The organism is Nonomuraea sp. KM88, assembly GCF_052245635.1.
Lineage (GTDB): Bacteria > Actinomycetota > Actinomycetes > Streptosporangiales > Streptosporangiaceae > Nonomuraea.
This window is the reverse complement of the sequence record NZ_JBQQCC010000004.1, coordinates 565,582-589,349: the sequence shown is the minus strand read 5'-3', so window position 1 is coordinate 589,349 and position 23,768 is coordinate 565,582. Positions and strand designations below refer to the sequence as shown.

Annotated in this window: 22 protein-coding genes; 10 read left to right on the top strand and 12 right to left on the bottom strand. The window is 70.9% G+C overall.

From position 1 onward, the window contains the following. Positions 1-52: 52 nt before the first annotated feature. A complete protein-coding gene (locus ACTWPV_RS16170) occupies positions 53-2,539 on the top strand; it encodes a penicillin acylase family protein (RefSeq protein ID WP_443152452.1) in 2,487 nt (828 codons plus the stop codon). A gap of 22 nt (positions 2,540-2,561) precedes the next feature. On the opposite strand, the gene ACTWPV_RS16165 is transcribed toward ACTWPV_RS16170, so the two are convergent. The 5 genes from ACTWPV_RS16165 to mshB form a co-directional block, all read right to left on the bottom strand. Next, positions 2,562-2,984, bottom strand: coding sequence for a hypothetical protein (locus tag ACTWPV_RS16165; RefSeq protein ID WP_347646360.1), 423 nt, complete (start codon positions 2,982-2,984; stop codon positions 2,562-2,564). A 302-nt stretch (positions 2,985-3,286) separates the two neighbouring features. Continuing rightward, positions 3,287-3,871, bottom strand: coding sequence for a hypothetical protein (locus tag ACTWPV_RS16160; protein WP_443152372.1), 585 nt, complete (start codon positions 3,869-3,871; stop codon positions 3,287-3,289). 270 nt (positions 3,872-4,141) lie between these two features. Then, positions 4,142-4,636, bottom strand: a complete 495-nt coding sequence (locus tag ACTWPV_RS16155) for a flavin reductase family protein (protein ID WP_443152371.1) — start codon at positions 4,634-4,636, stop codon at positions 4,142-4,144. An 18-nt stretch (positions 4,637-4,654) separates the two neighbouring features. Continuing rightward, the gene (locus tag ACTWPV_RS16150; RefSeq protein ID WP_347646357.1) at positions 4,655-5,071 is read right to left on the bottom strand and encodes a DUF6113 family protein; all 417 of its coding nucleotides are present in this window, start codon (positions 5,069-5,071) and stop codon (positions 4,655-4,657) included. An 11-nt stretch (positions 5,072-5,082) separates the two neighbouring features. Continuing rightward, on the bottom strand, positions 5,083-5,988 hold the full coding sequence (gene mshB, locus ACTWPV_RS16145; protein WP_347646356.1) for an N-acetyl-1-D-myo-inositol-2-amino-2-deoxy-alpha-D-glucopyranoside deacetylase: 906 nt from the start codon (positions 5,986-5,988) through the stop codon (positions 5,083-5,085). Between the two features lie 44 nt (positions 5,989-6,032). Between mshB and ACTWPV_RS16140 the strand changes: the two genes are divergently transcribed. Together ACTWPV_RS16140 and ACTWPV_RS16135 are read left to right on the top strand one after the other, a co-directional pair. Continuing rightward, complete coding sequence (locus ACTWPV_RS16140) at positions 6,033-8,096, top strand: prolyl oligopeptidase family serine peptidase (RefSeq protein ID WP_443152370.1); 2,064 nt, start codon at positions 6,033-6,035, stop codon at positions 8,094-8,096. Between the two features lie 262 nt (positions 8,097-8,358). After that, complete coding sequence (locus tag ACTWPV_RS16135) at positions 8,359-9,522, top strand: alpha/beta fold hydrolase (RefSeq protein ID WP_443152369.1); 1,164 nt, start codon at positions 8,359-8,361, stop codon at positions 9,520-9,522. 46 nt (positions 9,523-9,568) lie between these two features. Here the strand turns inward: ACTWPV_RS16135 and ACTWPV_RS16130 are convergent, their stop codons facing one another. The 3 genes from ACTWPV_RS16130 to ACTWPV_RS16120 form a co-directional block, all read right to left on the bottom strand. Beyond that, entirely contained in the window at positions 9,569-11,329 is a 1,761-nt protein-coding gene (locus tag ACTWPV_RS16130; protein WP_443152368.1) for an ABC transporter ATP-binding protein, read from the bottom strand. Positions 11,330-11,332: 3 nt separating this feature from the next. Further along, the gene (locus ACTWPV_RS16125) at positions 11,333-13,021 is read right to left on the bottom strand and encodes an ABC transporter ATP-binding protein (RefSeq protein ID WP_443152367.1); all 1,689 of its coding nucleotides are present in this window, start codon (positions 13,019-13,021) and stop codon (positions 11,333-11,335) included. 316 nt (positions 13,022-13,337) lie between these two features. Then, positions 13,338-14,513 (bottom strand): MFS transporter, encoded by a 1,176-nt coding sequence (locus tag ACTWPV_RS16120; protein WP_443152366.1) that lies wholly within the window; start codon positions 14,511-14,513, stop codon positions 13,338-13,340. 255 nt (positions 14,514-14,768) lie between these two features. Here ACTWPV_RS16120 and ACTWPV_RS16115 point away from each other — a divergent pair, with 255 nt between their 5' ends. Together ACTWPV_RS16115 and ACTWPV_RS16110 are read left to right on the top strand one after the other, a co-directional pair. Next, a complete protein-coding gene (locus ACTWPV_RS16115) occupies positions 14,769-15,407 on the top strand; it encodes a phosphotransferase (protein WP_443152365.1) in 639 nt (212 codons plus the stop codon). Between the two features lie 35 nt (positions 15,408-15,442). Further along, positions 15,443-16,249 carry an SDR family oxidoreductase gene (locus tag ACTWPV_RS16110; protein ID WP_443152364.1) on the top strand — a complete coding sequence of 269 codons (807 nt, stop codon included), beginning with the start codon at positions 15,443-15,445 and terminating at the stop codon, positions 16,247-16,249. Here the strand turns inward: ACTWPV_RS16110 and ACTWPV_RS16105 are convergent. From ACTWPV_RS16105 to ACTWPV_RS16095, 3 genes are read right to left on the bottom strand one after another with little or no spacing between them, the layout of a single operon-like run. Next, complete coding sequence (locus ACTWPV_RS16105; RefSeq protein ID WP_443152363.1) at positions 16,212-16,916, bottom strand: phosphotransferase; 705 nt, start codon at positions 16,914-16,916, stop codon at positions 16,212-16,214. The two genes, ACTWPV_RS16110 and ACTWPV_RS16105, sit on opposite strands and share 38 nt — an antisense overlap. Positions 16,917-16,940: 24 nt before the next feature. Next, positions 16,941-17,504, bottom strand: a complete 564-nt coding sequence (locus ACTWPV_RS16100) for a DUF305 domain-containing protein (RefSeq protein WP_443152362.1) — start codon at positions 17,502-17,504, stop codon at positions 16,941-16,943. 57 nt (positions 17,505-17,561) lie between these two features. Then, positions 17,562-18,404, bottom strand: coding sequence for a DUF1996 domain-containing protein (locus ACTWPV_RS16095; protein WP_347646346.1), 843 nt, complete (start codon positions 18,402-18,404; stop codon positions 17,562-17,564). A 579-nt stretch (positions 18,405-18,983) separates the two neighbouring features. Between ACTWPV_RS16095 and ACTWPV_RS16090 the strand changes: the two genes are divergently transcribed. Then, the gene (locus ACTWPV_RS16090) at positions 18,984-20,138 is read left to right on the top strand and encodes an RtcB family protein (RefSeq protein WP_443152361.1); all 1,155 of its coding nucleotides are present in this window, start codon (positions 18,984-18,986) and stop codon (positions 20,136-20,138) included. 76 nt (positions 20,139-20,214) lie between these two features. Further along, positions 20,215-20,598 carry a nuclear transport factor 2 family protein gene (locus ACTWPV_RS16085; protein ID WP_443152360.1) on the top strand — a complete coding sequence of 128 codons (384 nt, stop codon included), beginning with the start codon at positions 20,215-20,217 and terminating at the stop codon, positions 20,596-20,598. A 109-nt stretch (positions 20,599-20,707) separates the two neighbouring features. On the opposite strand, the gene ACTWPV_RS16080 is transcribed toward ACTWPV_RS16085, so the two are convergent. After that, positions 20,708-22,147 carry a DHA2 family efflux MFS transporter permease subunit gene (locus ACTWPV_RS16080; RefSeq protein ID WP_443152359.1) on the bottom strand — a complete coding sequence of 480 codons (1,440 nt, stop codon included), beginning with the start codon at positions 22,145-22,147 and terminating at the stop codon, positions 20,708-20,710. Between the two features lie 97 nt (positions 22,148-22,244). Between ACTWPV_RS16080 and ACTWPV_RS16075 the strand changes: the two genes are divergently transcribed. Genes ACTWPV_RS16075 through ACTWPV_RS16065 form a run of 3 tightly spaced genes read left to right on the top strand, consistent with a single transcriptional unit; the run spans position 22,245 to position 23,585 of the window. Beyond that, positions 22,245-22,874 (top strand): TetR/AcrR family transcriptional regulator, encoded by a 630-nt coding sequence (locus ACTWPV_RS16075; protein ID WP_443152358.1) that lies wholly within the window; start codon positions 22,245-22,247, stop codon positions 22,872-22,874. A 58-nt stretch (positions 22,875-22,932) separates the two neighbouring features. Further along, a complete protein-coding gene (locus ACTWPV_RS16070; protein ID WP_347623248.1) occupies positions 22,933-23,181 on the top strand; it encodes a hypothetical protein in 249 nt (82 codons plus the stop codon). Continuing rightward, entirely contained in the window at positions 23,178-23,585 is a 408-nt protein-coding gene (locus tag ACTWPV_RS16065; RefSeq protein ID WP_347646341.1) for a hypothetical protein, read from the top strand. Before ACTWPV_RS16070 ends, ACTWPV_RS16065 begins: the two co-directional genes overlap by 4 nt. Positions 23,586-23,768: the final 183 nt, after the last annotated feature.

The following is a 23,768-nucleotide window of genomic DNA, read 5'->3' as shown; positions in this document are numbered from 1 at the left end:
CTTGATGCCAGTTTCGGCATGATGGAGGTAGTCGGTGAGGCCCTATGCGTGGATGCCGTGGCCGTTGCGGTGGTTCGCTCGGGTGTTGACCGTTCTGCTCGCGCTGGCGCTGGTGCTTGCGGGAGTGCTTGTCGTCACGGTGCGGACGTCGTTCCCTCAGGCGGATGGATCGCTACGGTTGCCGGGTTTATCCGGAAAAGTGGAGATTTATCGCGATAAATCAGGGATTCCGCACATCTACGCTGGCACTGCCGCGGACCTGTTCATGGCCCAGGGGTTCGTCCACGCCCAGGACCGCTTCTTCGAGATGGACTTCCGGCGCCACATGACCGCCGGCCGCCTCTCGGAGCTCTTCGGAGCCTCAACGCTCAAGACCGACAAGGCGCTCAGGACCATGGGCTGGCGCTGGGTCGCCGAACAGGAACTCGGCGGGCTGGCCCCGGAGACGCGCGACAACCTCAACGCGTACGCCAAGGGCGTCAACACCTGGCTCGCCGCCAACCCCAACGCCTCCGACCGCAGCCTCGAATACTCCGTGCTGAAGCTTCAGAACGGCGCCTACCAGCCGGAGAAGTGGACCGCGGCCGACTCCGTGGCCTGGCTCAAGGCCATGGCGTGGGACCTGCGCTCCAACGTGGAGAGCGAGATCGACCGCGCGCTCGCGCTCACCAAGCTGCCCAAGGAGCGGGTCGACCAGCTCTACCCCGGCTATCCGTACGACCGCCACTCCCCGATCGTCACCCAGGGCACGCTCGCCCGGGGCCACTTCGACCAGGAGGCGGAGCCACGGCGGCGGGCCGGCCGGCTGCTCACCCAGGCGGCCGCGGCCCTTGACGCCGTGCCGGACACCATGAGCACCGAGGACCGCGAGGGCATCGGGTCGAACTCGTGGGTGGTCTCCGGCGCGAACACGGCCACCGGCAAGCCGCTGCTGGCCAACGACCCGCACCTGGCCCCGCAGATGCCCTCCGTCTGGTACCAGGCGGGGCTGCACTGCAGGAAGCTCACGGAGGAGTGCCCGTACGACGTGACCGGGTTCACCTTCTCCGGCGTGCCCGGAGTGATCATCGGGCACACCGACAAGATCTCGTGGGGCTTCACCAACCTCGGACCCGACGTGGCCGACCTCTTCCTCGAGCAGGTGGAGGGCGACACGTACCTCTACCAGGGCGAGCGGCTGAAGCTGGCGACCAGGAAGGAGCAGATCAAGGTGGCCGGCGGCGACCCGGTCACGATCACGGTGAGAAGCACCCGGCACGGGCCGCTGATCAACGAGGTGATCGACACCGCCCGGCCCAGCGGCGAGGCCAACGCGGTGGCCCTGCAGTGGACGGCGCTGACGCCGGGGCGGACGGCCGACGCCATTTTCGAGCTCAACAGGGCGAGCGACTGGGAGCAGTTCAAGGCGGCGGCAGCGCTGTTCGACGTGCCCGCCCAGAACCTGATTTATGCCGACACATCAGGCAAGATCGGCTACCAGGCCCCCGGACGCATCCCCGTACGCGAGAACGGCGACGGCACCTGGCCGGTCCCCGGATGGACGGGCGAGTACGACTGGAAGCCGGAGCCGATCCCGTTCGACCGGCTGCCGTCCGTGGAGGACCCGGCCGACGGGTTCATCGTCACGGCGAACAACGCCGTCATCGACCCCGCGCGCTACCGCCCCCTGCTGACCAAGGACTGGTCGTACGGCTACCGCTCCGAACGCATTCGCGACCTCATCGAGGAGGCGCTCGAGAAGGGCCCGATCGACGCGGCGGCCATGGCGCGCATCCAGCAGGACACCTACAACGGCTTCGCGGAGACGCTGATCCCGGCGCTGATGCGGGTCGACCTGGCAGGGCCCAGCGGCCAGGCCAGGCAGTTGCTGAAGACGTGGGACAGGCGGGAGGACCTCGACTCCGCGGCGGCCGCGTACTTCAACGCCGTGTGGCGCCAGGTGCTCGTGCTGACCTTCAACGACGACCTGCCCGAGCAGGCCAGGCCGGCCGGCGGCGACCGATGGTACGAGGTCGTCAGGCTGCTGCTCGCCGCCCCCGGCGACCCCTTCTGGGACGACGTCACCACGAAGAACCGCAAGGAGACCCGCGACGACATCCTGCGCCAGGCGATGGCCTCGGCTCACCAGGAGCTGGCCAACCGGCTCGGCGACGACGTCACGTCGTGGCGCTGGGGCGACCTGCACCGGCTGGAGCTGGTCAACGGCTCGCTGGGGACCTCGGGCATCGCGCCGGTCGAGGCGCTGTTCAACCGCGGCCCGCTGTCCGTGGCCGGCGGCAAGGACGCGGTCAACGCCACGGGGTGGAACGTGCAGAGAGGGTACGAGATCACCGCCGTCCCCTCGATGCGCATGATCGTCGATCTGTCCGACCTGGACAGATCCCGGTGGATCAACCTGACGGGCGCCTCCGGGCACGCCTTCCACGACAACTACGGGGACCAGGCGGAGGTCTGGGCGCGAGGAGAGCTGCTGCCGATGTTGTCCACGCCGGAGTCGGTCAGGAAGGCGGCCGTGCACACGCTCAGGCTCAACCCCTGAGGGCGCTGTTTTACAGCGGCTGTCAATCGCCGCTCCTGCGCGTTCGCCACCGGAGGGGAGCGCGCGGGTAGCCGCCGTCCTCCAGATCGGCGAGGCGCTCGAAGACGTTGTAGGACGCGCGGTCCCCGCAGACGATCGCCGAGACGAGCATGGCGACCAGATAGAGCGGCAGCATGGGCAGCCCCGCGCACCACGCCCACTGGGTGGCGTGCCGGTCCTCGTGCAGGACGAGCCGGTGGTTCAGCGAGTTGCTCCTGGTCAGGACCACGTTTCCGATGGTGAACGCGCTCGCGGCAGGGAAACGGTAGCGGTAGCCGAAGGCCAGGATCAGCCCGTTGGGGCCGGGTTGCCGGGTGGCGCCGCCGATGCGGGCGATGAGCAGGCCGAGCGGGGTGGCGAGGTTCAAAGAGTTCGCCACACGCCGGAACCGGAAGCGCTTGTCCATGCGTCTCAGTCTTGACCGATCTTGACAACTCGGAATAATGGCCAGGGTCCTGAAATCTCCCACAAGAGCAGGATTATGAAACTCTCCATCCTGGGCGCGCTGCTCGGCACCGTCGCACTGGCAGGAGCCGGCGGAGCCGCGATTTCCCAGACGTCAGCGACCGAACCCCTATCCTCTGGCAGCCCACTAGCCGCGAGGGTCGCGTTAACCGACGGCCCGACCGAGACTCCAGCTCCATCGGAAAGTCCCACGACCGGGGAGTACACCGCCAAGACCAAGGTGGTCAAGAAGAGAGGCGTCTCCTATCTGGACGTCTCCCTCACCCACGAAGGGCCCGCGCTCCTCACCGTCAAGCAGAGGGTGTGCAAGAGGAGGTCGTGCAAGACCGCGACCGCCGACATCCCCGTCATCGACGGGGCGGCCGAGTCCACGAAGAGGCTGGGCCGGGGCACGTACAAGAAGCGTGGCAAGGCGCGCGTCGAAGTGACGCCCATCCCCCTGCCGACCGTGACGGAGAGGGTCACGGTGACCATCACCGAGCCCGGCCCGACGGTCACGTTCACGTGCCGGCCCGGCGACCCCCCGACGGAGACGCCCCCACCGACCGACACGCCGACCGACACACCGCCACCGACCGACGCCCCCACGGACACGCCGCCGCCCACTGAGGCGCCGACCGAGACCCCGCCGCCCCCGACGCCCACGGAAACCGCCACCGACACCCCTCCGAGCACCGAGCCGCCGGCGGACACCGCGCCGCCTCCGAGCACCGAGCCGCCGGCCGACACCGCGCCGCCGACGGACGGCGTGTCGCCTTCGGCGAGCCCCACGGAGGAGATCCCCACCTGCCCGCCCGCCTCGCTGCCGCCGACCGACGTACCTCCCACAGGGCCTCCCACAGGGCCTCCCACCGAGGCCCCGTCGGACGCGCCGCCCACTGCGCAGCCCACTGCGCCGCCCACTGAGGCGCCTCCGACGCAGACCGTGACACCGACGGACACCGGCGTCCCCACGGACACGGGCGCTCCGTCGCCGTCGGAAAGCGTCCCCGCCCAGTAACGCGGGAACGCGACCCGTGATCGGGCCAGGCCTCGTGCCTGGCCCGACTCATGCGACCCTGCTCCATGACGTGCGGGCGCCCGCGCGCATACGGCAGGTCAAAGCTTCCTGTAGCGGCCCTCGTGGTAGAGCAGCGGCGCCTCCTCCGAGGGCGTGCTGAGCGCCCGCACCTCACCCACCACGATCGAGTGGTCGCCGGCGTCGTGCACCGCCATGGTGACGCACTCCACGGTGGCGATCGCCCCGTCGAACAGCGCCGCCCCCGTCTCACCCCGGTGATGCGCCCACCGCGCGAGTTGCCCGTTCAGCGGCCGCCCGCGATGGGCGAAGAAGCGTGAGACGTCCTCCATCGAGGCCGGCAACACCGACACCCCCCACGTCCCGGTCTCCAGCACCGCGTCATGGAACCTGGCCACCTTCTCGGCGCAGAAGAGCACGAGCAGGGGTTCGAGGGAGACGGAGGTGAAGGAGTTGATCGTCATCGCCAGATCGACGCCGTCGCGCCACGTCGTGACGATCGCGACTCCGGTGGCGAAGCGGCCGACGACCTTGCGATGCGTTGCGGGGTCCACGTGCCGCTCAGTGAAATGCACAAAGATTACTTTATGCCCCTACATCGGATTAGTCGGAGAATACCCTCTCAACAGCCACGAACCCCGACTTGACGAGGGCGAAAGCAGATAGGCCCCGACAAGGGCCAGCAAACCTCCGTAGAGGTAGATGTAGCCGGGAGCCCCCTGCGCGATCACCAGGTCACCCGCCCCCAGCTCCAGCGTGAACGGCATCGTCACCAGCAGCCACCCGATCGCCGTCGCGACCGCGCCCAGCCGGGCGCGCATCAGCCGGCCCGCCCCCAGGCCCACCCCGAACAACGCCAGCACCCAGACCACCGCGGCCACCGGGACCCCGTCCATCTGCCACACCGGGTGGGTGAAGCCGCCGACGACCGCCATCACGATCCCGAGCACGAACAGCATGCCGTACGCCGCCCCGCCCAGCGCCGACTCGACCTGGCTGTCATGTTCCATAGCGATCGAGATTAGTGGATACCGGCGAACAGATCGTTCTCGCGGTTGTACGGCTCGCCGAGCCCTCCGGCCTCCACGGGCGGCCCCGGCACCGGCAGGCCCGGCGACCCGATCGCCAACGTGTAGTGCTCGACCCCCGCGATCTCCTGGCCGATGTTGTTGGACAACGCGAACCACGGCTGCGCCACGGTGATCTGCGTGCCGTGAGCCCGCATGGCCTCGATCTTGTTGCCGATCCAGGGGCGCGCGTCGATCTCGGTGGTGATGTCCTGGTCCGCGCAGCCGTAGGCCATGTCCTCGACGTCCTCGACGAGGAACCCGACCGCGGCCTCCCGCAGCGCCTCCGAGGTTCGGCGCAGCGCGGACCTGGCGACGGCGGTGTGGTAGAGCTTCGCGATCCACCACGGCTCGCCCGAGCCGAAGCCGGGATCCGCGGCCAGCTCGAACGCCCTGCGCGAGACACGGTGCGCCTGGATGTGGTCGGGATGGCCGTAGAAGCCGTTCTCGTCGTACGTGACGAGCACCTGGGGACGCACCTCGCGGATGACCTTGACCAGCTCGCCCGCCGCCTCGTCGAGGTCCGCCTGCCAGAACGCCTTCGGGTGGTCGTTGGAGGCCACGCCCATCATCCCCGAGTCGCGCCAGCGCCCGGGTCCGCCGAGAAAACGGTGATCCTCGACGCCCAGCGCCTTACAGGCGGCGGCGAGCTCGCCGATCCGGTACGGCCCCAGCGCGTCATCCCTGTCGGCGGCCAGGTGAGCGAGGTCGGCGGGGATGATCTCCCCTTCCTCGCCGAGCGTGCAGGTCACCAGCGTGACGTGGGCGCCCTCGGCGACGTATCGCGCCATGGTCGCCCCGGTGCCGATCGACTCGTCGTCCGGATGGGCGTGCACGAGCAGGAGCCGTCGATCAGTCATAGCCCCGAGCGTAACAATGGTGCGTTCCTGGCAGGATTGGCCCCATGAGTGAGAGCTTCCCGCGACTGTCGGCCAGGACCCGCCGGTTCACCCTCGGAGTGCCCAGGGGTTTTACGATCTCCCCTGACGGCGGCCGGGTGGTCTTCCTGCGGTCGAAGTCGGGCGACGACCCGGTGACCTGCCTGTGGGAGCTCGACACCGAGACGCACGTCGAGCGCCTGGTCGTCGACCCGCGCGCGCTCGACGCCGACGAGGAGGACCTGCCGCAGGAAGAGCGGGCCAGGCGCGAGCGCAGCAGGGAGTCCGCGGGCGGCGTCGTCGCCTACGCCACCGACGCCACGGTGACCAGGGCATGCTTCGCCCTGTCCGGCGGCCTGTACGTGGCCGACCTGGCCGGCGGACAGGCGTACCGGCTCGACACGCCTGGCGCGGTCATCGACCCCCGGCTCTCCCCCGACGGGCGGCACGTCGCCTACGTCACCGGCGGCGCCCTGCGCGTCCAGGACGTGCTCTCCGGCGCCGACCGCGCGCTGGCCACGCCGGAGTCGCAGACGGTGACGTACGGGCTGGCCGAGTTCATCGCCGCGGAGGAGATGGACCGCATGCGCGGCTACTGGTGGGCGCCGTCGAGTGACGCGCTGCTGGTCGAGCGGGCCGACGAGGCTCCGGTCAACGTCTGGCACATCGCCGACCCGGCCAACCCCGACCGTCCTGCCACGGTCCAGCGCTATCCGGCGGCCGGCACGCCCAACGCGGTCACCGAGCTGTTCGTGCTGGGGCTCGACGGGTCGCGGGTCGCGGTGCCGTACAGCGAGGAATACCTCACCACGGCGTCCTGGGACTCCCACGCGCTGTCGATCGTGACGATGACCCGCGACCAGAAGACGATGCGGCTGCTCTCGGTCGATCCGGCGACCGGCGCGACCACGCTCGTCCGCGAGGACACCGATCCCGCCTGGGTCGACATCGTGACGGGAGTGCCCGCCCACCTCGACGACGGGTCGCTGGTCTGGGTGGCCTCCGCCGACGGCGGCCACCGCCTGTACGTCGGCGACCACCCGGTCACACCGCCGACGTTGCAGGTGCGGGCCGTGCTCGGCGTCGACCACGACAGCGTGCTGTTCAGCGCGAGCGGCGACCCGACAGAGATCCAGCTGTGGACGTGGGACGGCCACTCGCTGCTGCCCGTCTCGACCCGTTCCGGGGTGTTCTCTGGGCGCATGTCGGGCGGGGTCGGCGTGCTCACCGAGCAGAGCCTCGACACCGAGGGCGTGTCGGCCACGGTCGTGAAGCGCGACGGCACGGCGGTGCCGATCCCGTCGTTCGCCGAGCGCCCCGGCCTCGACATGCGGGTCTCGCTCGGCCGTTCCGGCCACCGCGACCTGGCCACCGCCGTGGTGCTGCCGTCGTGGCACGAGCAGGGCTCGGGCCGGCTGCCGGTCCTGATGAATCCGTACGGCGGCCCGCACGCCCAGCGGGTGCTCAACCAGCGGAGCATCTTCCTGGAGAGCCAGTGGTTCGCCGAGCAGGGCTTCGCCGTGGTCGTGGCCGACGGGCGCGGCACCCCCGGCCGCGGCACGGCCTTCGAGCGGGCCGTGCTCAACGACCTGGCGACCCCGGCGCTGGAGGACCAGGTCGACGCCCTGCAGGGGGTGGCCGAGCAGTACCCCGACGACCTCGACCTGACGAAGGTGGCCATCCGCGGCTGGTCGTTCGGCGGATACCTGGCCGCGCTCGCGGTGCTGCGCCGTCCCGACGTGTTCCACGCGGCGGTCGCCGGAGCGCCGGTGACCGACTGGCGGCTGTACGACACGTGCTACACCGAGCGCTACCTGGGCCACCCCGACGAGCAGCCCGAGGTGTACGAGAAGTCGTCGTTGTTCGCCGACGCGAGCAAACTCGAACGCCCGCTGCTGCTGGTCCACGGCCTGGCCGACGACAACGTGGTGGCCGCGCACACGCTCCGCCTGTCCTCGGCGCTGCTCGCAGCAGGGCGCCGGCACAGCGTGCTCCCGCTGTCCGGCGTGACGCACATGACGCCTCAGGAGGTGGTGGCGGAGAACCTGCTGCTGCTGCAGCTGGACTTCCTCAAGCAGGCACTCGCCTGACGGCCGCCGCGCACACGATCTTGGGCGGGCCCTGACCCGCCGCAACGACAGAACTCCTCAAAGCGGGCGCCGGGCTGACGGTCTGACAAACCCAGGTCCGACACCCACGCCACGAAGATCAAACCCTGGTCCGACGCGATCCCGCCGCCCTCTGCGGGTCTGCGCGGACCTTCGGGTCCCGGCCGACTGGAGCAAACCCGACGGCCGCACGATCACCCTGAAGCTGGGGCGGCTCAAGGCCACCGGCGCCTCGGAGGGCTCGGTGCTGGTGGCCTACGGCGGCCCTGGCGGCCCCGGCATCGCCCTGACCCAGGCCAATCCCGGCTGGTGGGCCAAGCTCCGCGAGCGTATGGACATCGTCACGTGGGACACCCGGGGCTACGGCGAGCAGTTCCAAGGCCTCAGCACCGGCCTGCAGTGCGCCTGGACCCGCGTCCCCCTCCCCGACGACCCGGAAGACGACGCCGCCTTCGGCCGGCTGTCCGACACCAACCGCGGCTACGCCGAGGCCTGCCGGCTCAAGGACCCCGAGCTGTTCGCCCACATGAGCTCCGCCGACCACGCCAGCGACATGGAGGCCATCAGGAAGTTCCTCGGCGATGCCCGGCTCAACTTCTACGGCGCCTCCTACGCGGGCATCTACGGCCAGGCATATGCCCGCCTCTTCCCCGGCCGCATCCGCACGATGGTCCTCGACGGCACGATCAACCACAGCACCGCGAGCTGGAAACGCGAGCTGGAGGAGTCGGCCAAGACCAACGAGCGCTTCCTGCAGCGCTTCTTCACCTGGTGCAAGGCCAACGGCTGCTCCGACGTCCCCGGCCGCTGGCGGGCGCTGATCGCCAGAGCCGAGCGCACCCCCGTCCCCACCACGACGGCCAATGTCGCCTACAACGGCCGCGACCTGCAGTCCTTCGCCATCAGCAGGGCCCGGCAGGGCAAGCCGGCCTGGCCTGACCTGGCCCAGACGATCCGCAAGGCCGCCAGGGGCGACGCGTCCGGCTTCGTGCCCGCTCGCGGCGCCCGCTACCCCGACCAGGCCACGGGCGTCACGGAGTGCACCGACTGGCCCCGCTTCGCCGACCGTGAGGAGATGGCCGCCACCCAAGCCCGCCTGCGCAAGATCGCCCCCAACGCGGGCACCGCCAACACCCTGTCCACGGCGATGCTGGGCTGCATCGGCTGGCCGGTCCCCGTGACCAACAAACCCGCCCCTCTCCCCAAGGGCCTGCCGCCCCTGCTCGGGGCAGGAGCGTGGGGCGAGTCCGACGCGGTGGCGCGGGCACTGTCCCCGGTCTCGGGCAGCGCCGTCATCCATCACGACGGGCCCGGCCACACGCTCTATGGCTTCAACGAGTGCGCCCGCGACCACATCAACCGCTACTTCACCGACCGCACCGTCCCCGCCAAGTCCGCACGATGCTGACGGGATCCCTCCGGAGATTCCGTCCCGCCCTCGTGGGCAAGCGGTGTCATTGGCGAGCGGAGGAGGAGGTGCCGTGCCAGCTGGTCCAGAGGGCCGCGTAGGAGCCGCCCGCCGCCACCAGCTCGTCGTGGGAGCCCAGCTCGCTGATCCGCCCGTCCTCCACGACGGCCACCCGGTCCGCGTCGTGCGCCGTGTAGAGCCGGTGGGCGATCGCGATGACCGTCCGCCCGTCGAGCACGGCGGCCAGCGAGCGTTCCAGGTGTCTGGCGGCGCGTGGGTCGATGAGGGAGGTGGCCTCGTCCAGCACCAGGGTGTGCGGGTCGGCGAGCACGAGCCGGGCCAGGGCGAGCTGCTGCGCCTGCGCGGGCGAGACGGCCAGCCCGCCGGATCCCACGTGCGTCTCCAGGCCGGCGGGCAGCTCCAGCACCCACTCGAGCGCGTCCACCGCTTCGAGCGCCTTCCTCACAGCCTGGTCGTCGGCGTCGGAGCGGGCGATCACCAGGTTGTCGCGCACCGTGCCCTTGAACACGTGATGTTCCTGGGTGACGAGCGCGACGTGGCCGCGCAGGTCGTCGAGCGGCAGCTCGACCAGCGGCACCCCGCCCACGGCCACCGCGCCGGCGCGCGGTCCGTGGATGCCGGCCAGCAACCGCCCGAGCGTGGACTTCCCGGCGCCCGACGGCCCGACCATGGCCAGCCGCTCCCCCGGCTGGACGGTCAGCGACACGCCGTGCAGCACGTCGCGGCCCTCACGGTAGGCATAACGCACGTCCGACGCCTCCAGCAGCTCGCCGGAGGGCGACGACGACGCGGAGGCCACCCGGTCGTCGGGCACGTTGGCCACGCCGAGCAGACGCGCCATGGAAGCTCCGCCCACCTGCAGCTCGTCGATCCACATGAGAAACCTGTCGAGCGGGTCGATGAGCTGCTGGGCATAGAGCGTCGCGGTCGTCACCTGGGCGAGCGCCACCCAGCCGTTGGTGTAGAAGAGGCCGCCGACCAGCAGTGTGGCCACGACCGGCAGCACATAGCCCAGCTCGACGGCGGGGAACCACACGGTGCGCAGGTGCAGCGTGTAGCGTTCGGCGGCGTACGATCGCGCGATGTCGTCGTCGGTGCGGGCCCTGCGCCGCTCCTGCAGCCCGAGCGCCTCCACCGCCCTGGCGCCTTCGACGGTCTCGGCCAGCCCTTCGGTGAGGTCGGCGTAGGCGGCGTTCTCACGGAGATAGCCGTCGCGCGCCCGCTTCAGATACCACCGGGTGGAGATCCACAACACCGGGCCGGCGATCAGCATGGGCAGCATGAGCAGCGGGCTGACCAGGAGCAGGGCGCCCACGGTGATCACGAAGGTGACGGACGCGATGAGCGTCTCGGGCACGGCGTGCCGCACGGTGCGCGACAGGGCGTCGACGTCACGGGAGGTCCTGGTGATCAGGTCGCCGGCGCCGGCCCGCTCGACCGTGGACAGCGGCAGCCCGAGCACCCGGTCGACGAACTCCTCGCGCAGCTCGGCCAGCACCTTCTCGCCGAGCCTGGCGGAGGCCAGCACGGCATAGCGCACGAGGACACCCTGCAGCAGCAGGAACCCCCCGATGGCGGCGGCCACGACGACGACGTCGACCTCGGCTCCATACTGCACGTCCTGCACCAGCCTGCCGAGCTGCCACGGCACGGCCAGCCCGGCCACGGCGGCCAGACCGTGCAGGAGGAGGGCGAGCGTGAGCTCGCGCGGATAGCGCAGGGTCAGCCGCCTGGCGTAGGCGCGCACCTGTTTGGCGTCGGCGACCGGAAGGATCTCGCGGGCCATGGGTCAGTCCTCCCCGCGGGTCACGGTCGCGGCGTAGGCGGGCGTGCTGTCGAGCAGCTGGCGGTGTGCGCCCTCGGCCAGCACCCTGCCGTCCTCGACGTAGATGACGTGGTCGGTGCGGTCGAGCACCAGCGGGCTGGTCGTGCAGATCAGCGTGGTGCGGCCGGCGCGGGCCTTGGCCAGCCGGCCGGCGATACGGGCCTCGCTGTGGGCGTCGACGGCGCTGGTGGGCTCGACCAGGATGAGCACCTCGGGGTCGGCCAGCAGCGCCCTGACCAGGCGCAGCCGCTGCTGCTGCCCGCCGGAGAACTCACGACCGGCCTCGGCCACGACCGTGTCGAGCCCGTCGGGCAGGGCCTCGACGATGTCGTCGGCGCAGGCCGCGTGGAGTGCCTCGCGCAGCTGCGCGTCGGTGGCGCCGCCGCGCACGTCGAGCTCGTCGCGCAGGCGCCCGGTGAACAGGCGGGCGCTGTTGTCGGCGACGAGGATGCGCTCGCGGACCTCGGCGATGGGCAGGTCGGCCAGGTCTGCCGCGCCGAAGGTGACGTCGCCGTCGGCGTAGCGGCCGAGCCGGTCGGCGATGGCGGCGGCGTCGTCGGGCGAGCTCGCGGCGATGGCGGTCAGCGAGCAGGGCTGGAGGGTGACGCCGCTGTAGGAGTCGCGCAGCACGCCACCGGGGCTGCTCCCGGCGCCGCCGGCGACCTCGGGCTCGATCGACAGGATGCGGATCACGCGACCGGCGGCGACGTGGCCCTTGGTGAGCTTGTCGGCGGCCTCGGTGAGGGTGCGCAGGGGGCCGATGAGGAAGACCGCGTAGAGATAGAAGGAAACGAGCTGGCCGGTGGGGATCTCGCCGGCGACGGCGAACGAGGCGCCGACGCCGGTCACGATGGCGATGAGCAGGCCGGGCAGCACGATCTGGGCGCCTTCGAGCACCGACTCGACCCTGGCCACGCCGACGCCCGCCTGGCGGACGAGCTGCGACTCCTCGCGGTAACGGCCGGCGAACACGTGCTCGCCGCCGATGCCGCGCAGCACCCGCAGCCCGGCCACGATGTCGCTCGCCCTGGTGGACAGGTCGCCGACCAGCTCGCGGTGCCTGAGCTGCCGCCGGTGCAGGGGGCGCAGCAGCGGCGAGACGGCGAGGGCCATGATCGGCACGCCGAACAACACGAGCAGGCCGAGCGGCAGCGAGGTCGAGATGAGGATCACGGTGACGGTGACGATCGCCACGATGGAGCCGATGCCGCGCAGCAGGATGTCCATGGAGTTGCCGATGTGGGCGATGTCGGAGTTGCCGACGCTGACGACCTCGCCGGTGGACAGCCGCTTGGGCAGCGTCGCGCCGAGCCTGGCGGCCTGCCTGGCGGTCACCTGCACGGTGCGGTAGGCGGCCGACAGCCAGGTGTGCACGGCCATCCGGTGGCGCATCAGCCCGGTGTAGGCCTGCAGCAGCCCGAGCGCCAGCAGGACACCCGCCCAGAGCAGCAGCGCCCGGGTGTCCTTGGCGGTGACGGCGTCGATGCCCCTGCCGAGCACGGCCGGCATCAGGGCCTGCACCAGCCACCACAGGGTCGCGAAGCCGATGCCCGGCAGGAGAGACGGCCACTGCCTGCGCGCAGTCCACCACAAATAGCGCAGCGGGCTGCGGATGTCGGGCACGCCAGGATCGGCCTCAGGAAGGGAGCGCATAGCCTGACAACCTTGACAAGGCGCGAGGCGGCCCGGCAAACGGTTTTCGACCTGCTGGAACGTTCCCCTGGACGGCCGGGTCCCGACGGCGGCGCCGGACAACCCCGACGAAACCGGCAGAAGCTCTGGCGTCACCTCAGCCTTCACCCCGTGGGCGATGCGCAGGTCCGCCGCCGCCCTGAGGATGGCGTCGAGCCTCCAGCGCGGGTGTGGCGGCCGGTGCGCAGGGTGGCCGGCACCATCTGATCACCGGACATGTCCCGGTTCGGGTCCGTGGTCGCGGTCGACGAGTGACGGGGCCGGTGCGGCGGTTGCGCTAGCGCCCCTGGAGGCCCTTGAAGGCCCGCATCGTGTACGCCAGCGTCACCAGCGCCGTGAGCGCGAGCAACGCGAAGCCGACCGTGTACGCCCCGGTGGCGGCGTAGACCGCCCCCATGACGAGCGGCGGGAAATAGCCGCCGAGCCCTCCGGCCGCGCCGACGAGCCCGGTCACCGTCCCCACCCTGGACGCCTCGACCAGCTTCGCGACGAGCGCGAACACGCCGCCCGTCCCGAGTCCGAGGAAGAGCGCCATGAACACGAAGCTCGCCCCTGCGGGCAGCTCGGCCGGCGGCTCCAGCGCCAGTACGAGCGCCATGACCGTGGTGCCGCCGAAAGCGATGAGCAGGACCTTGACCGGGCCGATCCGGTCGGAGAGCGTGCCGCCGAGCGGCCGGGCCAGCACCGCCGCGATCGAGAACCCGGCCGTACGCAGCCCCGCGCCGGTCTGGGCGAAGCGGTACACGTTCTGCAGCAGGGTCGGCAGGTACGTCGAGAAGGCCACGAACCCGCCGAAGGCCACCGCGTACAGGAAGGCCGACTGCCAGGTCGCCTTGAGCGCCATGGCCTTCCTGATCCGGGGCCACGCGGGGGCGGTCGCGGGCGACCAGCGCGGCGAGTCGCGGCTCGCGCCCAGCATGACGAGACCCGTCACCGCGAGCGCCGCCGCCATCAGCACGTGCGTGAAAGGCCGCCCGAACGTCTCCACCAGGACCGGCGTGCAGAACGCCGACAGCGCCGTGCCGCCCATGCCGGCCCCGAACACGCCGGTGGCGAAACCCCGGCGGGCGGGTTCGTACCATGCGTTGACGAAGGGGATGCCGATCGCGAACGACGTGCCGGGGATGCCCAGCAGGAGTCCCCAGAACAGCAGCCAGCCGTACGACGTGGACCAGCCGGTGAACAGGACGGGCACGATCGAGACGAAGCAGACGACCGCGAACATGCGCCGGCCTCCGAACCGGTCGGCCAGCATCCCCACCGGGATCCGCCCCAGCGAGCCGACCACCACGGGGATCGCCACCAGCAGCGAGAGCTGCGTCTGCGACAACCGCAGCTGCCTGCTGTAGCTCCCGGACAGCGGACCGATGAGGTTCCACGCCCAGAACGTCACCGCGAAGGCCACCGTGGCCAGCACCAGGTTCCGCACCTGGCCTGCACGAAGTTCGGACATGCACTCTGTGTAACAGATTCTCGCTTTCCTGTGACGACGTGAGGGCGTGCGGCGACGACCCAGGCGGACACTCTTTACATGGTGCCCACCGTGGCCGGGATTGTGCTGTCCGCGCCTTTCCCGGTCAGCCGCCCGGAGCGCGCTCCTTCCACCCCGCTGGGCGGTCTGCCCTGTCCTTACATCGTGTATCGCGAGCGCGGGCGATAGTGCGCGGGTGCACCCGGCACGGGTCCCGGTGCGCCAGAATCGACCCTTGTGAAGCACGGGTACACCAACAGCACGGTCGGCGACGGCGCCCTGGTCGTGAAGTGCTACCAGGGGCCCGAGGCGGCGTTCAGGCTCAGCACGGAGAGCAGATATCTGCGCCGCCTGCGCGGCCGCATTCCCGTCCCCCGCGTCCACCAGGTCACCTCGACGAGCCTGACCACCCGCTGGGTCCAGGGCTCCCACGGCCAGGACCTCCTGGACGACGGCCGCGCCGCGGAGGTGCTCGCCGAGTGCGGCCGCATGCTGGCCCGCATCCACAGGCTCGGCATCGTCCACGGCGACTACGGGCCGCAGAACATGCTGTTCCACCCGGCCACGTTCGAGACGACCGCGATCCTCGACTGGGAGTGGGCCCATCCGGGTCGGCCGGTCGAGGACCTCGCCTGGTGCGAGTGGATCGTCCGGATGCACCACCCCGAGCACGTGCCGCTGCTGCCGCGGTTCTTCTCCGCCTACGGCGAGCCCGTGCCCGGCTGGGCGGAGCGCCACGCGGCGATGCTGGCCCGCTGCCGTGACCTGCTCGACTTCTGCGTCCGCTGGGAGCCCGGCGGCGGCGGCGAGAAGATGTGGCGCGAGCGCATCGACACCACGGCCGCCTGGACCGAGCGGGCCGCCGGACGTCTTTGACAGGTTCTGTCGGTGTCCTTTGCTTGACTCGGGGCATGACTCGGCTCGTGATCCTCGTCCTCGGAGCGACAGGCACCATCGGGCGGCGCGTGGCGGAGCGGCTGCGCGCGGCCGGCCACGCCGTGCGTGCAGCCTCCAGAGGCGGTGAGACCACGTTCGACTGGGCGCGGCCCGGCACGTGGGAGCCCGCGGTGAGAGGGGTGTCCAGGGTCTTTCTCATGGCCCCCGACGGAGTCCCGATCGACCCCGCGTTCGTGTCGCTGGCAGTGGATCAGGGGGTCGAGCAGATCGTGCTGCTGTCCAGCGGCGGCATCGAGGTCATGGGCGATGAGCGGCTGATGGCCGCGGAGCGCACGGTCCGCGACAGCGGCGCCGGGTGGACGATCCTGCGGCCGAGCTGGTTCGACCAGAACTTCGACGAGGGTTTCCTGCGGCCCGCGGTCATGGCGGGCGAGCTGATGGTGCCGATGGGCGCCGTGCGCCAGGCGTTCGTCGACGCCGGCGACATCGCGGCCGTCGCCGCCGCGGCCCTCACGCGGGACGGCCACGCGGGGCACTCCTACGAGATCACGGGGCCGCGCGCCCTGTCGTTCGGGGAGGCCGCGGAGATCATCGGCTGGGCGGTCGGCCGCGAGATCATCTATCTGGGCGGCGAGGAGGAGTACATCGCGGCGCAGGGCTTCTCCGGCGACGCCATCCGTGCGGCCAAGGCGTTCACCGCCCTGCGTGCCCTCGGCGACCAGCCGGTCACCGAGGTCGTGAGCCAGGTGACCGACCGGCCGCCGAAGCCGTTCGAGAGCTACGTCACCGAGACGGCGGCGCGGGGCGCCTGGCGGCCGTGAGGCCCAGCTCGCGCACCAGGGCAGCCGCCGCGTCGAGCAGTTCCAGCTCCCTGGTGGTCATCGTGGGGTTCGCGCCCCGGCGGGCCTTGGCGCGGTCGAGGGCGTCGCCGTAGCCCATCGCGGGGCCGAGTCCGGCCAGCAGCGCGCCGAGCACCACCCGCGCCGCCGGCGCGCTCTCGTCCCGTGCGTCGGCCGCGACCTGCGCGAGGATCATCGCTGACATGGCGCAGTCCTCCTCCGGACTGCCCTCCTCGGTGTTGGACCAGTCGATCACGATCGGTCCGCGGGCCGTGAGCATGACGTTGTCCGGGTGCAGGTCCAGGTGGAGCACCCGGGCATCGGGGTCGGCCGAGTGCCGGGCCGGGATCCGGTGCAGGCGCAGGAGCAGCCGCGCGATAGCGTCGCCCGCCGCCTCGAGTCCCAGGTCGCCGTCGAGCATCGCCCGTAACATCGTCGGCCCGGTCAGCCGCTCCATCACCAGGTCGCCGGGCGGCCCCTCTCCCGGATGGACGCGGGGGACGGGATAACCGTGCCCCGCCACGTAGTCCATGACCGCGGCCTCCCGGCGCGCGTCGATGCCCGCCCGGTAGCGGCGCAGCACCCGCACCTCGTCGATCGCGTACACGTCGGCGCTGCGGCCCTGCCCCAGCAGTTCGCCTGGCTCCATCCGGTCAACCTACCGAGCCGCGCCTCACGTGCGTCCGGCGATCCTGTCCAGCTCGGCCAGGTGGGCGGTGTGGTCGCGCCGCATGGCGGAGGCGAGCTCGCGGGCCTGTCGCGCGCCGCCCGCGCTCTGCTCGCCCTTCGCCACCAGCGCGAGCTGCTCCAGGTACGCCCGCAGCAACGTGACGAACCGCCGGTCGAACGCGTCGTCCCGCAGCCCGGACAGCGCCGTCAGGTCGGCGGCGGTGGGCATGCCGGGCATGTCATGCCTGGCGTGCGGGTTCTCGCCGGCGACCCGGGCCTGGGCGAGCAGGGCGCGCAGCCGGCCGCGCCCGCCCTCGTGCTCCGCGCCGAGCCGGGCTGCCAGGCCGGCGAGCGGCCGGTCGGCCGCGCGGTCCCGCGCGAGCTCCAGGAGGGGCAGCGCCCGCGTGTGCAGGGCCTCGGCCAGTTGCAGCCAGGCCACGTCCGTGGTGGTGAAGGCGCCGCTGGAGGCGGGCGCCTGAACAGGAGCAGGAACAGGAACGGGGTCAGGAGCGGCCGAGCAGCCGAGCAGCAGGACGGCCGGCAGCAGGAATCCGAGCACCCGTGACACGCGTACGACCTCCGGAGGGCCCGGGCGGTGACGGCCCGCCCGGGCGAGAAGCAGACGTTACGACGGCCGCCCGTCGGCCCCGCACTTGATGACCGGCCGGATGCAGTCGCGCACCCGGCGCTCCATCTCCGCCGCCGGCCAGGCGTTGAAGAAGTCACCGTGCATCGTGAAACCGCCACCCGACGCCAGCCGGAAGTGCGAGGGGTCGCCGCTCACCGGGTAACGGATCACCTGCCGCAGCTTGGGCACCGGCACGGGGTGCGTGCTCGGGCAGGCGCCGCCCACCGGGTAGGCCATGTGGCTCTTGTGGTCGGCGGAGTCGAGGTCGCGCCCGTTCCAGCACTGCGGGAAGTCCAGGTACGACTCCAGCATCGTCCCCGGCGGGCAGGTGACGAAGTCCTTCGACGCGCCGACGTGCCCGGCGTGCAGGCAGGACCACCGGGAGATCGTCGTGTGGTCGGGCCCGGTCGCCATGGCGTTGCCCGCGACGATCCGCAACCCGAGGGGCAGCGGCTGGGTCCTGGCGACGATGTCGTCGCGCACGCCCTCGCCGAGGTAGTAGAACGTGACGATGGCCGGCTCCACGGGTGCGCCGTCCCTGTAGAGGGTCGGCACCCAGTACGACGACTTGTCCACGGCCGGGTTGCAGTTCGTGGCGCCGTTGAGCAGGTCGTTGAGCTGGGTGTGGGCGTTGGTGACGCGGCTGCCGAAGAAGCTGTGCATGTGCGAGGCGCCCGGCAGGCCGGGGAAGACGATCGGGTCGTCGGGCAGCCGGTGGCTGAACGGGCAGTCGGCGAGGAACTCCGCCACCCGTACGGGCTCGGCCACCGCCGGGCGGGGCACGACGGCGACCAGGCCGATCAGCAGGGTCAGCAGCGCTGAGAGTCGTGAGGCGAGCATGGCGGCTCCCTTGGGCGTCATGGGTGGACGCGCACGATGTCGGTGAGCATCCGTGACGGGGAACGGCGTGGCCGCGTCGGGCGCTCCCGGCCGGTCGCCGCCGGTCGCGAGGGCGGGGGATGGCGGGTCGAAGACCACGGGTCGGGGTGTGGACTCACGACGTCTCCGTCAGGGTGCGAAGCGGGGGGTGTTCGGGGAGCGCTCCCTGATTGGGAGAGTGCTCGCCTCTCCTGCTGCTGTCAAGATGCTCGTTAACAGATGAAAACCCACCTGACACGCACGAGACCGCTTCTTACACCCCCATATGCCGCTTCTAGCAGTGAGAACGACTCATCTCCCACCGAGCGCGACCCTTCTCCCGCGCCGCACCGAACAGGAAACAGTAACCCGGCCATGACCGCCCGGAACCCCGCACCGAACCTCGACAAGGGAGCGCTCTCCCACAAAGGGAGACAACCGCCATGAATGTCAGCCCACGTGAACCTGGAACGGTCGGCGTGACCCGCAGCCGGTAAAATGGGTGGGAAATCCTTACTGGCCCCGCCAAACTGATCAACGAACCAGTAAGGAGCAACTTTCATGCCGAACCAGCCCGCACCGAACCTGCTGTCGTGGGCCAGCGAGATCGACGAAGGCGCGATCATGCAGGCCGCACGCACCGCCCGCCTGCCGTTCGTCTCCGGCCACGTCGCTCTCATGCCCGACGCGCACGTCGGCATCGGTGCGACGGTCGGCTCGGTGATCCCCACAGAGAACGCGATCATTCCCGCCGCCGTCGGCGTCGACATCGGTTGCGGCATGGTGGCCACCGAGACGACGCTCACGGCCGCGGACCTGCCCGACACGCTCGCGGCCCTGATGCCCATGGTGGAGCACCGCATCCCCGCCGGCGTCGGCAAGGGCCACGACGACCCGTCGACCGACCGCGCCCTCAGCGACCTCGGGCTCCCCCACACCGATCTCAACCCGAAGCAGACGAAGAAGGTGACCGACCAGTTCGGCACCCTCGGCTCCGGCAACCACTTCGTCGAGGTCTGCCTCGACGAGCGCGACCACGTCTGGACGGTGCTGCACTCGGGTTCGCGCGGCATCGGCAACCAGCTCGCCCAGCTGCACATCACGGGCGCCAAGAAGCTGATGAGGAAGCAGGAGGTCGGCCTGGAGGATCCGGACCTGGCGTACTTCGTCCAGAGCACGCCGGAGTTCACCGCGTACATCGAGGACATGTTGTGGGCCCAGCGCTACGCGATGGCCTCGCGTGCCCGGATGGACAAGGTCCTGATCAACGCCCTGTTCCGGGTCGTCGGCCAGGGCCGCCGTGTCCGCACGATCAACTGCCACCACAACTTCACCCAGCAGGAGACCCACTTCGGCAAGTCGATGTGGATCACCCGCAAGGGCGCCATCAAGGCCGACAGGGGTGACGAGGGCGTGATCCCGGGCTCGATGGGCACGCGCTCGTACATCGTGCGCGGGCGCGGAAACCCCGAGTCGTACACCTCGTGCTCCCACGGGGCGGGCCGCCGCATGTCGCGCACGAAGGCCAAGCGCGAGCTGTCGGCGAGCTCGCTCACCGCGGCCATGAGCGGCCGCACCTGGAACGCCGACCGGGCCGCCGCACTGGTGGACGAGCACCCTGAGGCGTACAAGCCCATCGACCAGGTGATGGCGGACCAGACCGATCTGGTGGAGGTACGGCACACGTTGCGCCAGATCTTCAACTACAAGGGCTGACCGGACTCCGGCTCCCCGCCTGCGCGACAGGCGGGGAGCCGTCTTTCTGTCGGTGCCAGAACGTAGGGTTCGGCGGGTGGACGAGACCTCCAGAACCCGGCGTGCCGTGCAGGCCTACGTCGACAACACCGAGCGGCGGGATTGGCAGGCGCTCGGCGACCTGCTCGATGAGGACGTGGTGTATGAGATGCCGCAGACCCGCGAGCGCATCCGCGGGAAGCCGGCCTTTCTCCAGTTCAACAGGGATTATCCCGGTGACTGGCACCTACGGGTGCGGCGCGTCGTCGCCGACGGTCTCCATGCGGCGGCGTGGATCGACGCTCGCGTGGGCGATGAGCCGCTGGACGCGTGCGTCTGGTTCGACGTCTCGCCCCATGGGCTGATCATCCGCGTCACCGATTACTGGCCGGAGCCCTACGATCCGCCGGCCGGCCGCGAGCACCTCGTGGAGCGCTGGTGACCCGTCCACCGGGTGCGGCGTTCCACGCCAGGGGCACCACGAACGCCAATTCCACACAAGTGGTCCGCATCAAGAACCTGCCGGTGCCGTGGCGCGAGGTGTTCCGTCATCAGGTTCTCACCGCCTCCTTCTGTACGACCTGCGCAGGCGGCCTGCCGGGCAGGAGCGGGATGACCGCCAGCACGATAACCAGCACGGTCACGACGAGCCAGAAGATGCCGTGGAAACCGGCGATCACGTCCCCGGCGGTCTGCAGGACGAGCGTGACGACCGCCACGCCGAGCGCGGCGCCGAGTTGGTTGAGCATGTAGAGCACCGAGCTGCCCTGCGCCACCATGGGCTCGGGCAGCGTGCGATAGAGCGAGCTCATGGTGGGCGCGCTGAAACATCCGCTGCCCAGGCCGAGCGTGAGCGCCGCCAGCGCCGGCCGGATCTCGGGCGTGTGGGCTCCCATCCGGGTGAAGGAGAGCGCGCTGAGCAGGGCGACGACGGCGCCCGCGATGGCCAGTCCGCGCGCGCCGATCCGGTCCGACAGCCACCCGGCCAGCGGCATCGCGATGGAGCCGCCGAGCCCGAGCGGCGCCATCAGCAGCCCGGCGGCGAGCACGCCGTGCCCGTGGGCCTGCTGGTAGTACAGCGGCAGCGCGAACAGCGCCCCGAAGAGGGACAACCCGCCGAGCCCCATGATCGTGACGCTGGCCGTGAACCCGCGGTTGGCGAACAGGCGCAGGTCGATCAGCGGCGGTTTCCTCCGCCCAATGAGCGAACCGGCGGGTGAACCCGCCGGGCGCGCCCGCAGCGCGTGCACCGCATAGCCGGCCAGCAGCAGCACGCCCGTGGCCAGCGGCAGCAGCGCCTGCCAGGCGGCGAACGACCCCTGCTCGGCCGTCTGCGACAGCGCCAGGACGACGGCCGCGAATCCGGGCCCGAGCAGCGCCAGGCCCACGAGGTCCAGCCGGGCGGGCGACACGCCGAAGGTCCCATGGGACGGCTCGTCGGCGGGGACCACCCGTACGGCCAGCAGCAGGGCGACCAGTCCGACGGGCACGCTGAGCAGGAACATCCACCGCCACGACAGTCCGGCGAGCACCGCGCCGCCCGCGATCGGCCCGAGCACGGGCCCGAGCGAGAGCACCACGCCCATCAGTCCCATCACCCGTCCGGCCCGGCGCGGCCCGGCGGCCCTGGCCAGCAGGATCAGCACGAGCGGGTCGAGCAGTCCCGCCCCGAACCCCTGGAGCACCCGGAAGGCGATCAGGCTGCCGACGTTCCAGGCCAGTCCGGCCAGCAACGATCCGGCCAGGAAGAGCGACAACCCGGCCAGCCAGAGCCGCCTGCCGCCGAACCGGTCGACGGCCCAGGTGGTGAACGGGATGGTGGCGGTGACCGCGAGCAGGAAGCCCGTGGACGTCCAGCCGACCGTGCTGAGCGAGGTGGCGAAGGCGACGGCCAGGGTGTCGATGGCGACGGCGGCCATCGTGCTGTTGAGGATGCCCAGCAGCCCACCGAGCAGGATCACGCCGATCATGCCGAGGAGCCGGGAATCCATCCGGTCATCCGATGTAATTGAACTCATGGGTTCAACGTAGTTGTTCGCATGCAACCCGCACGTCCACGGGAGTGAACCAGCGCGTACAATAACCGGCATGGCCACCAGTACACGCGGGCGCATCGACAAACGCCAGGCGATCCTCGGCGGCGCGTTCGCCGTGTTCGCCCGCCTGGGATACGCGCAGGCCTGCGTGCAGGACATCGCGGACGAGGCCGGCGTGGCCAAACCGACGGTCTACAACCACATGACCGACAAGGCCACGCTGTTCCGGCACGCCGTGGAGGCCGCCTCGCAGGCCGCGCTCGATGCCCGGATCGGCGCGCTCGCGCCGCTGGCCGATCCGGGCGACGATCTGGCCTGCGCGCTGGAGGGCGTCGCGCACGCGCTGCTCCGCCTGCACACCGACGAACGTTCGTGCGCGTTGAAACGGCTGCTCTACTCCGAGATCACGAGATTTCCTGACATCCTCGACGTCGTGACCGGCAGCGGCCCTCACCATCTCACCCAGGCGCTGGCCGACCGCCTGGCCCGGCTCGCACTCTCCGGCCGCCTGCGCGCCGCCGATCCCGATCTCGCGGCCGAGCAGTTCCTCGCCCTGCTCCTCGGCCCACTGGAGGCCCGCTCCCGCCTGGGCACCCGCCAGATCAGCGACGCCGAGCTCCGTGACCTGGCCCGCGCCACCGTGCGCACCTTCATGCGCGCCTGGGGCCGGAACGCGCCATAGCCAATGTCGGCGACAAGGCCTCTTGTCGGTGGTAGGCAAGGGATATAGTCTGCCGCGTGTGGTGGAACGAGACGACTACGCGGCCATCCGCGATCGGATCATCGGGCTCTCCCACACCCATGGCTTGCGCTGCGACTGGGCGGAGACGACCAGGCGGCAGCGCTTCCTCCTGCTGTGGGACGCCGAGGGCCGCGTCGCGGCCCGCGCGATCGTCCCGCTCTACCCCGGGGAGACGCCCCATCTGGTCGACTCCCTCGAGCAGGGGCTCGCTCACCTGTTCGGCGACCACTGGCTGGAGGATTCATGACCGCGGACCGCGTTGACGTTCACATCACTCTGGCGGGCAGCCTGTGGCTGGCCCAGGTGGACGGCGTGGCCGGCGGCATGTCCGCGCGCACGCTGAAGGAGCTGCACGCCGACGTCACCGAAGGGCTGCCGTTCCTGTTCGCCGACCGCGACCGGCCGCCCGCGCCCGTCTTCCACTACGCGCTGCCCGGCCTGTCCGAGCAGGACCTCGACGACTTCGCCGCGCTCCAGCGCCAGGCCGCCGCGATCGCCGAAGACTACACGCGCACGCTGAAGAAACGCGTCAAGCACATGCACGAGCTGGGCCTGTCCGACGGCGACATCGGAGAGCTGCTCGGCCTGACCAAGCAGCGCATCCAGCAAATCCGCGCCAACGCCAACGACGAGTCCCGCCAGACCGCCTGACAGAGCTTCCCGCCTGGTCCGACGCGCCAGCCTCCGACAGACGGACGGTCCGGGTCGACGGGCTCCACATCCGAGCACCAGCGCGCCACTTCCACCTGGTCATCGGTCGGGCACGGCACGTCCACGCAGCCGGCGTGGCCGAGACCCGATGGTGACGCCTTCGTAGTACTTGACGTAAAGGAG

Excerpts from the sequence above, each read along its gene's own strand:
- ACTWPV_RS16065 (WP_347646341.1), top strand. The coding sequence starts at position 23,178 with ATGACCGCGGACCGCGTTGACGTTCACATCACTCTGGCGGGCAGCCTG.
- ACTWPV_RS16075 (WP_443152358.1), top strand. The coding sequence starts at position 22,245 with ATGGCCACCAGTACACGCGGGCGCATCGACAAACGCCAGGCGATCCTC.
- ACTWPV_RS16080 (WP_443152359.1), bottom strand. The coding sequence starts at position 22,147 with ATGGATTCCCGGCTCCTCGGCATGATCGGCGTGATCCTGCTCGGTGGG.
- ACTWPV_RS16120 (WP_443152366.1), bottom strand. The coding sequence starts at position 14,513 with ATGTCCGAACTTCGTGCAGGCCAGGTGCGGAACCTGGTGCTGGCCACG.
- mshB (WP_347646356.1), bottom strand. The coding sequence starts at position 5,988 with ATGACTGATCGACGGCTCCTGCTCGTGCACGCCCATCCGGACGACGAG.
- ACTWPV_RS16125 (WP_443152367.1), bottom strand. The coding sequence starts at position 13,021 with ATGCGCTCCCTTCCTGAGGCCGATCCTGGCGTGCCCGACATCCGCAGC.
- ACTWPV_RS16165 (WP_347646360.1), bottom strand. The coding sequence starts at position 2,984 with ATGGACAAGCGCTTCCGGTTCCGGCGTGTGGCGAACTCTTTGAACCTC.
- ACTWPV_RS16105 (WP_443152363.1), bottom strand. The coding sequence starts at position 16,916 with ATGGAGCCAGGCGAACTGCTGGGGCAGGGCCGCAGCGCCGACGTGTAC.
- ACTWPV_RS16090 (WP_443152361.1), top strand. The coding sequence starts at position 18,984 with ATGCCGAACCAGCCCGCACCGAACCTGCTGTCGTGGGCCAGCGAGATC.
- ACTWPV_RS16130 (WP_443152368.1), bottom strand. The coding sequence starts at position 11,329 with ATGGCCCGCGAGATCCTTCCGGTCGCCGACGCCAAACAGGTGCGCGCC.
- ACTWPV_RS16095 (WP_347646346.1), bottom strand. The coding sequence starts at position 18,404 with ATGCTCGCCTCACGACTCTCAGCGCTGCTGACCCTGCTGATCGGCCTG.
- ACTWPV_RS16110 (WP_443152364.1), top strand. The coding sequence starts at position 15,443 with ATGACTCGGCTCGTGATCCTCGTCCTCGGAGCGACAGGCACCATCGGG.
- ACTWPV_RS16140 (WP_443152370.1), top strand. The coding sequence starts at position 6,033 with ATGAGTGAGAGCTTCCCGCGACTGTCGGCCAGGACCCGCCGGTTCACC.
- ACTWPV_RS16170 (WP_443152452.1), top strand. The coding sequence starts at position 53 with ATGCCGTGGCCGTTGCGGTGGTTCGCTCGGGTGTTGACCGTTCTGCTC.
- ACTWPV_RS16150 (WP_347646357.1), bottom strand. The coding sequence starts at position 5,071 with ATGGAACATGACAGCCAGGTCGAGTCGGCGCTGGGCGGGGCGGCGTAC.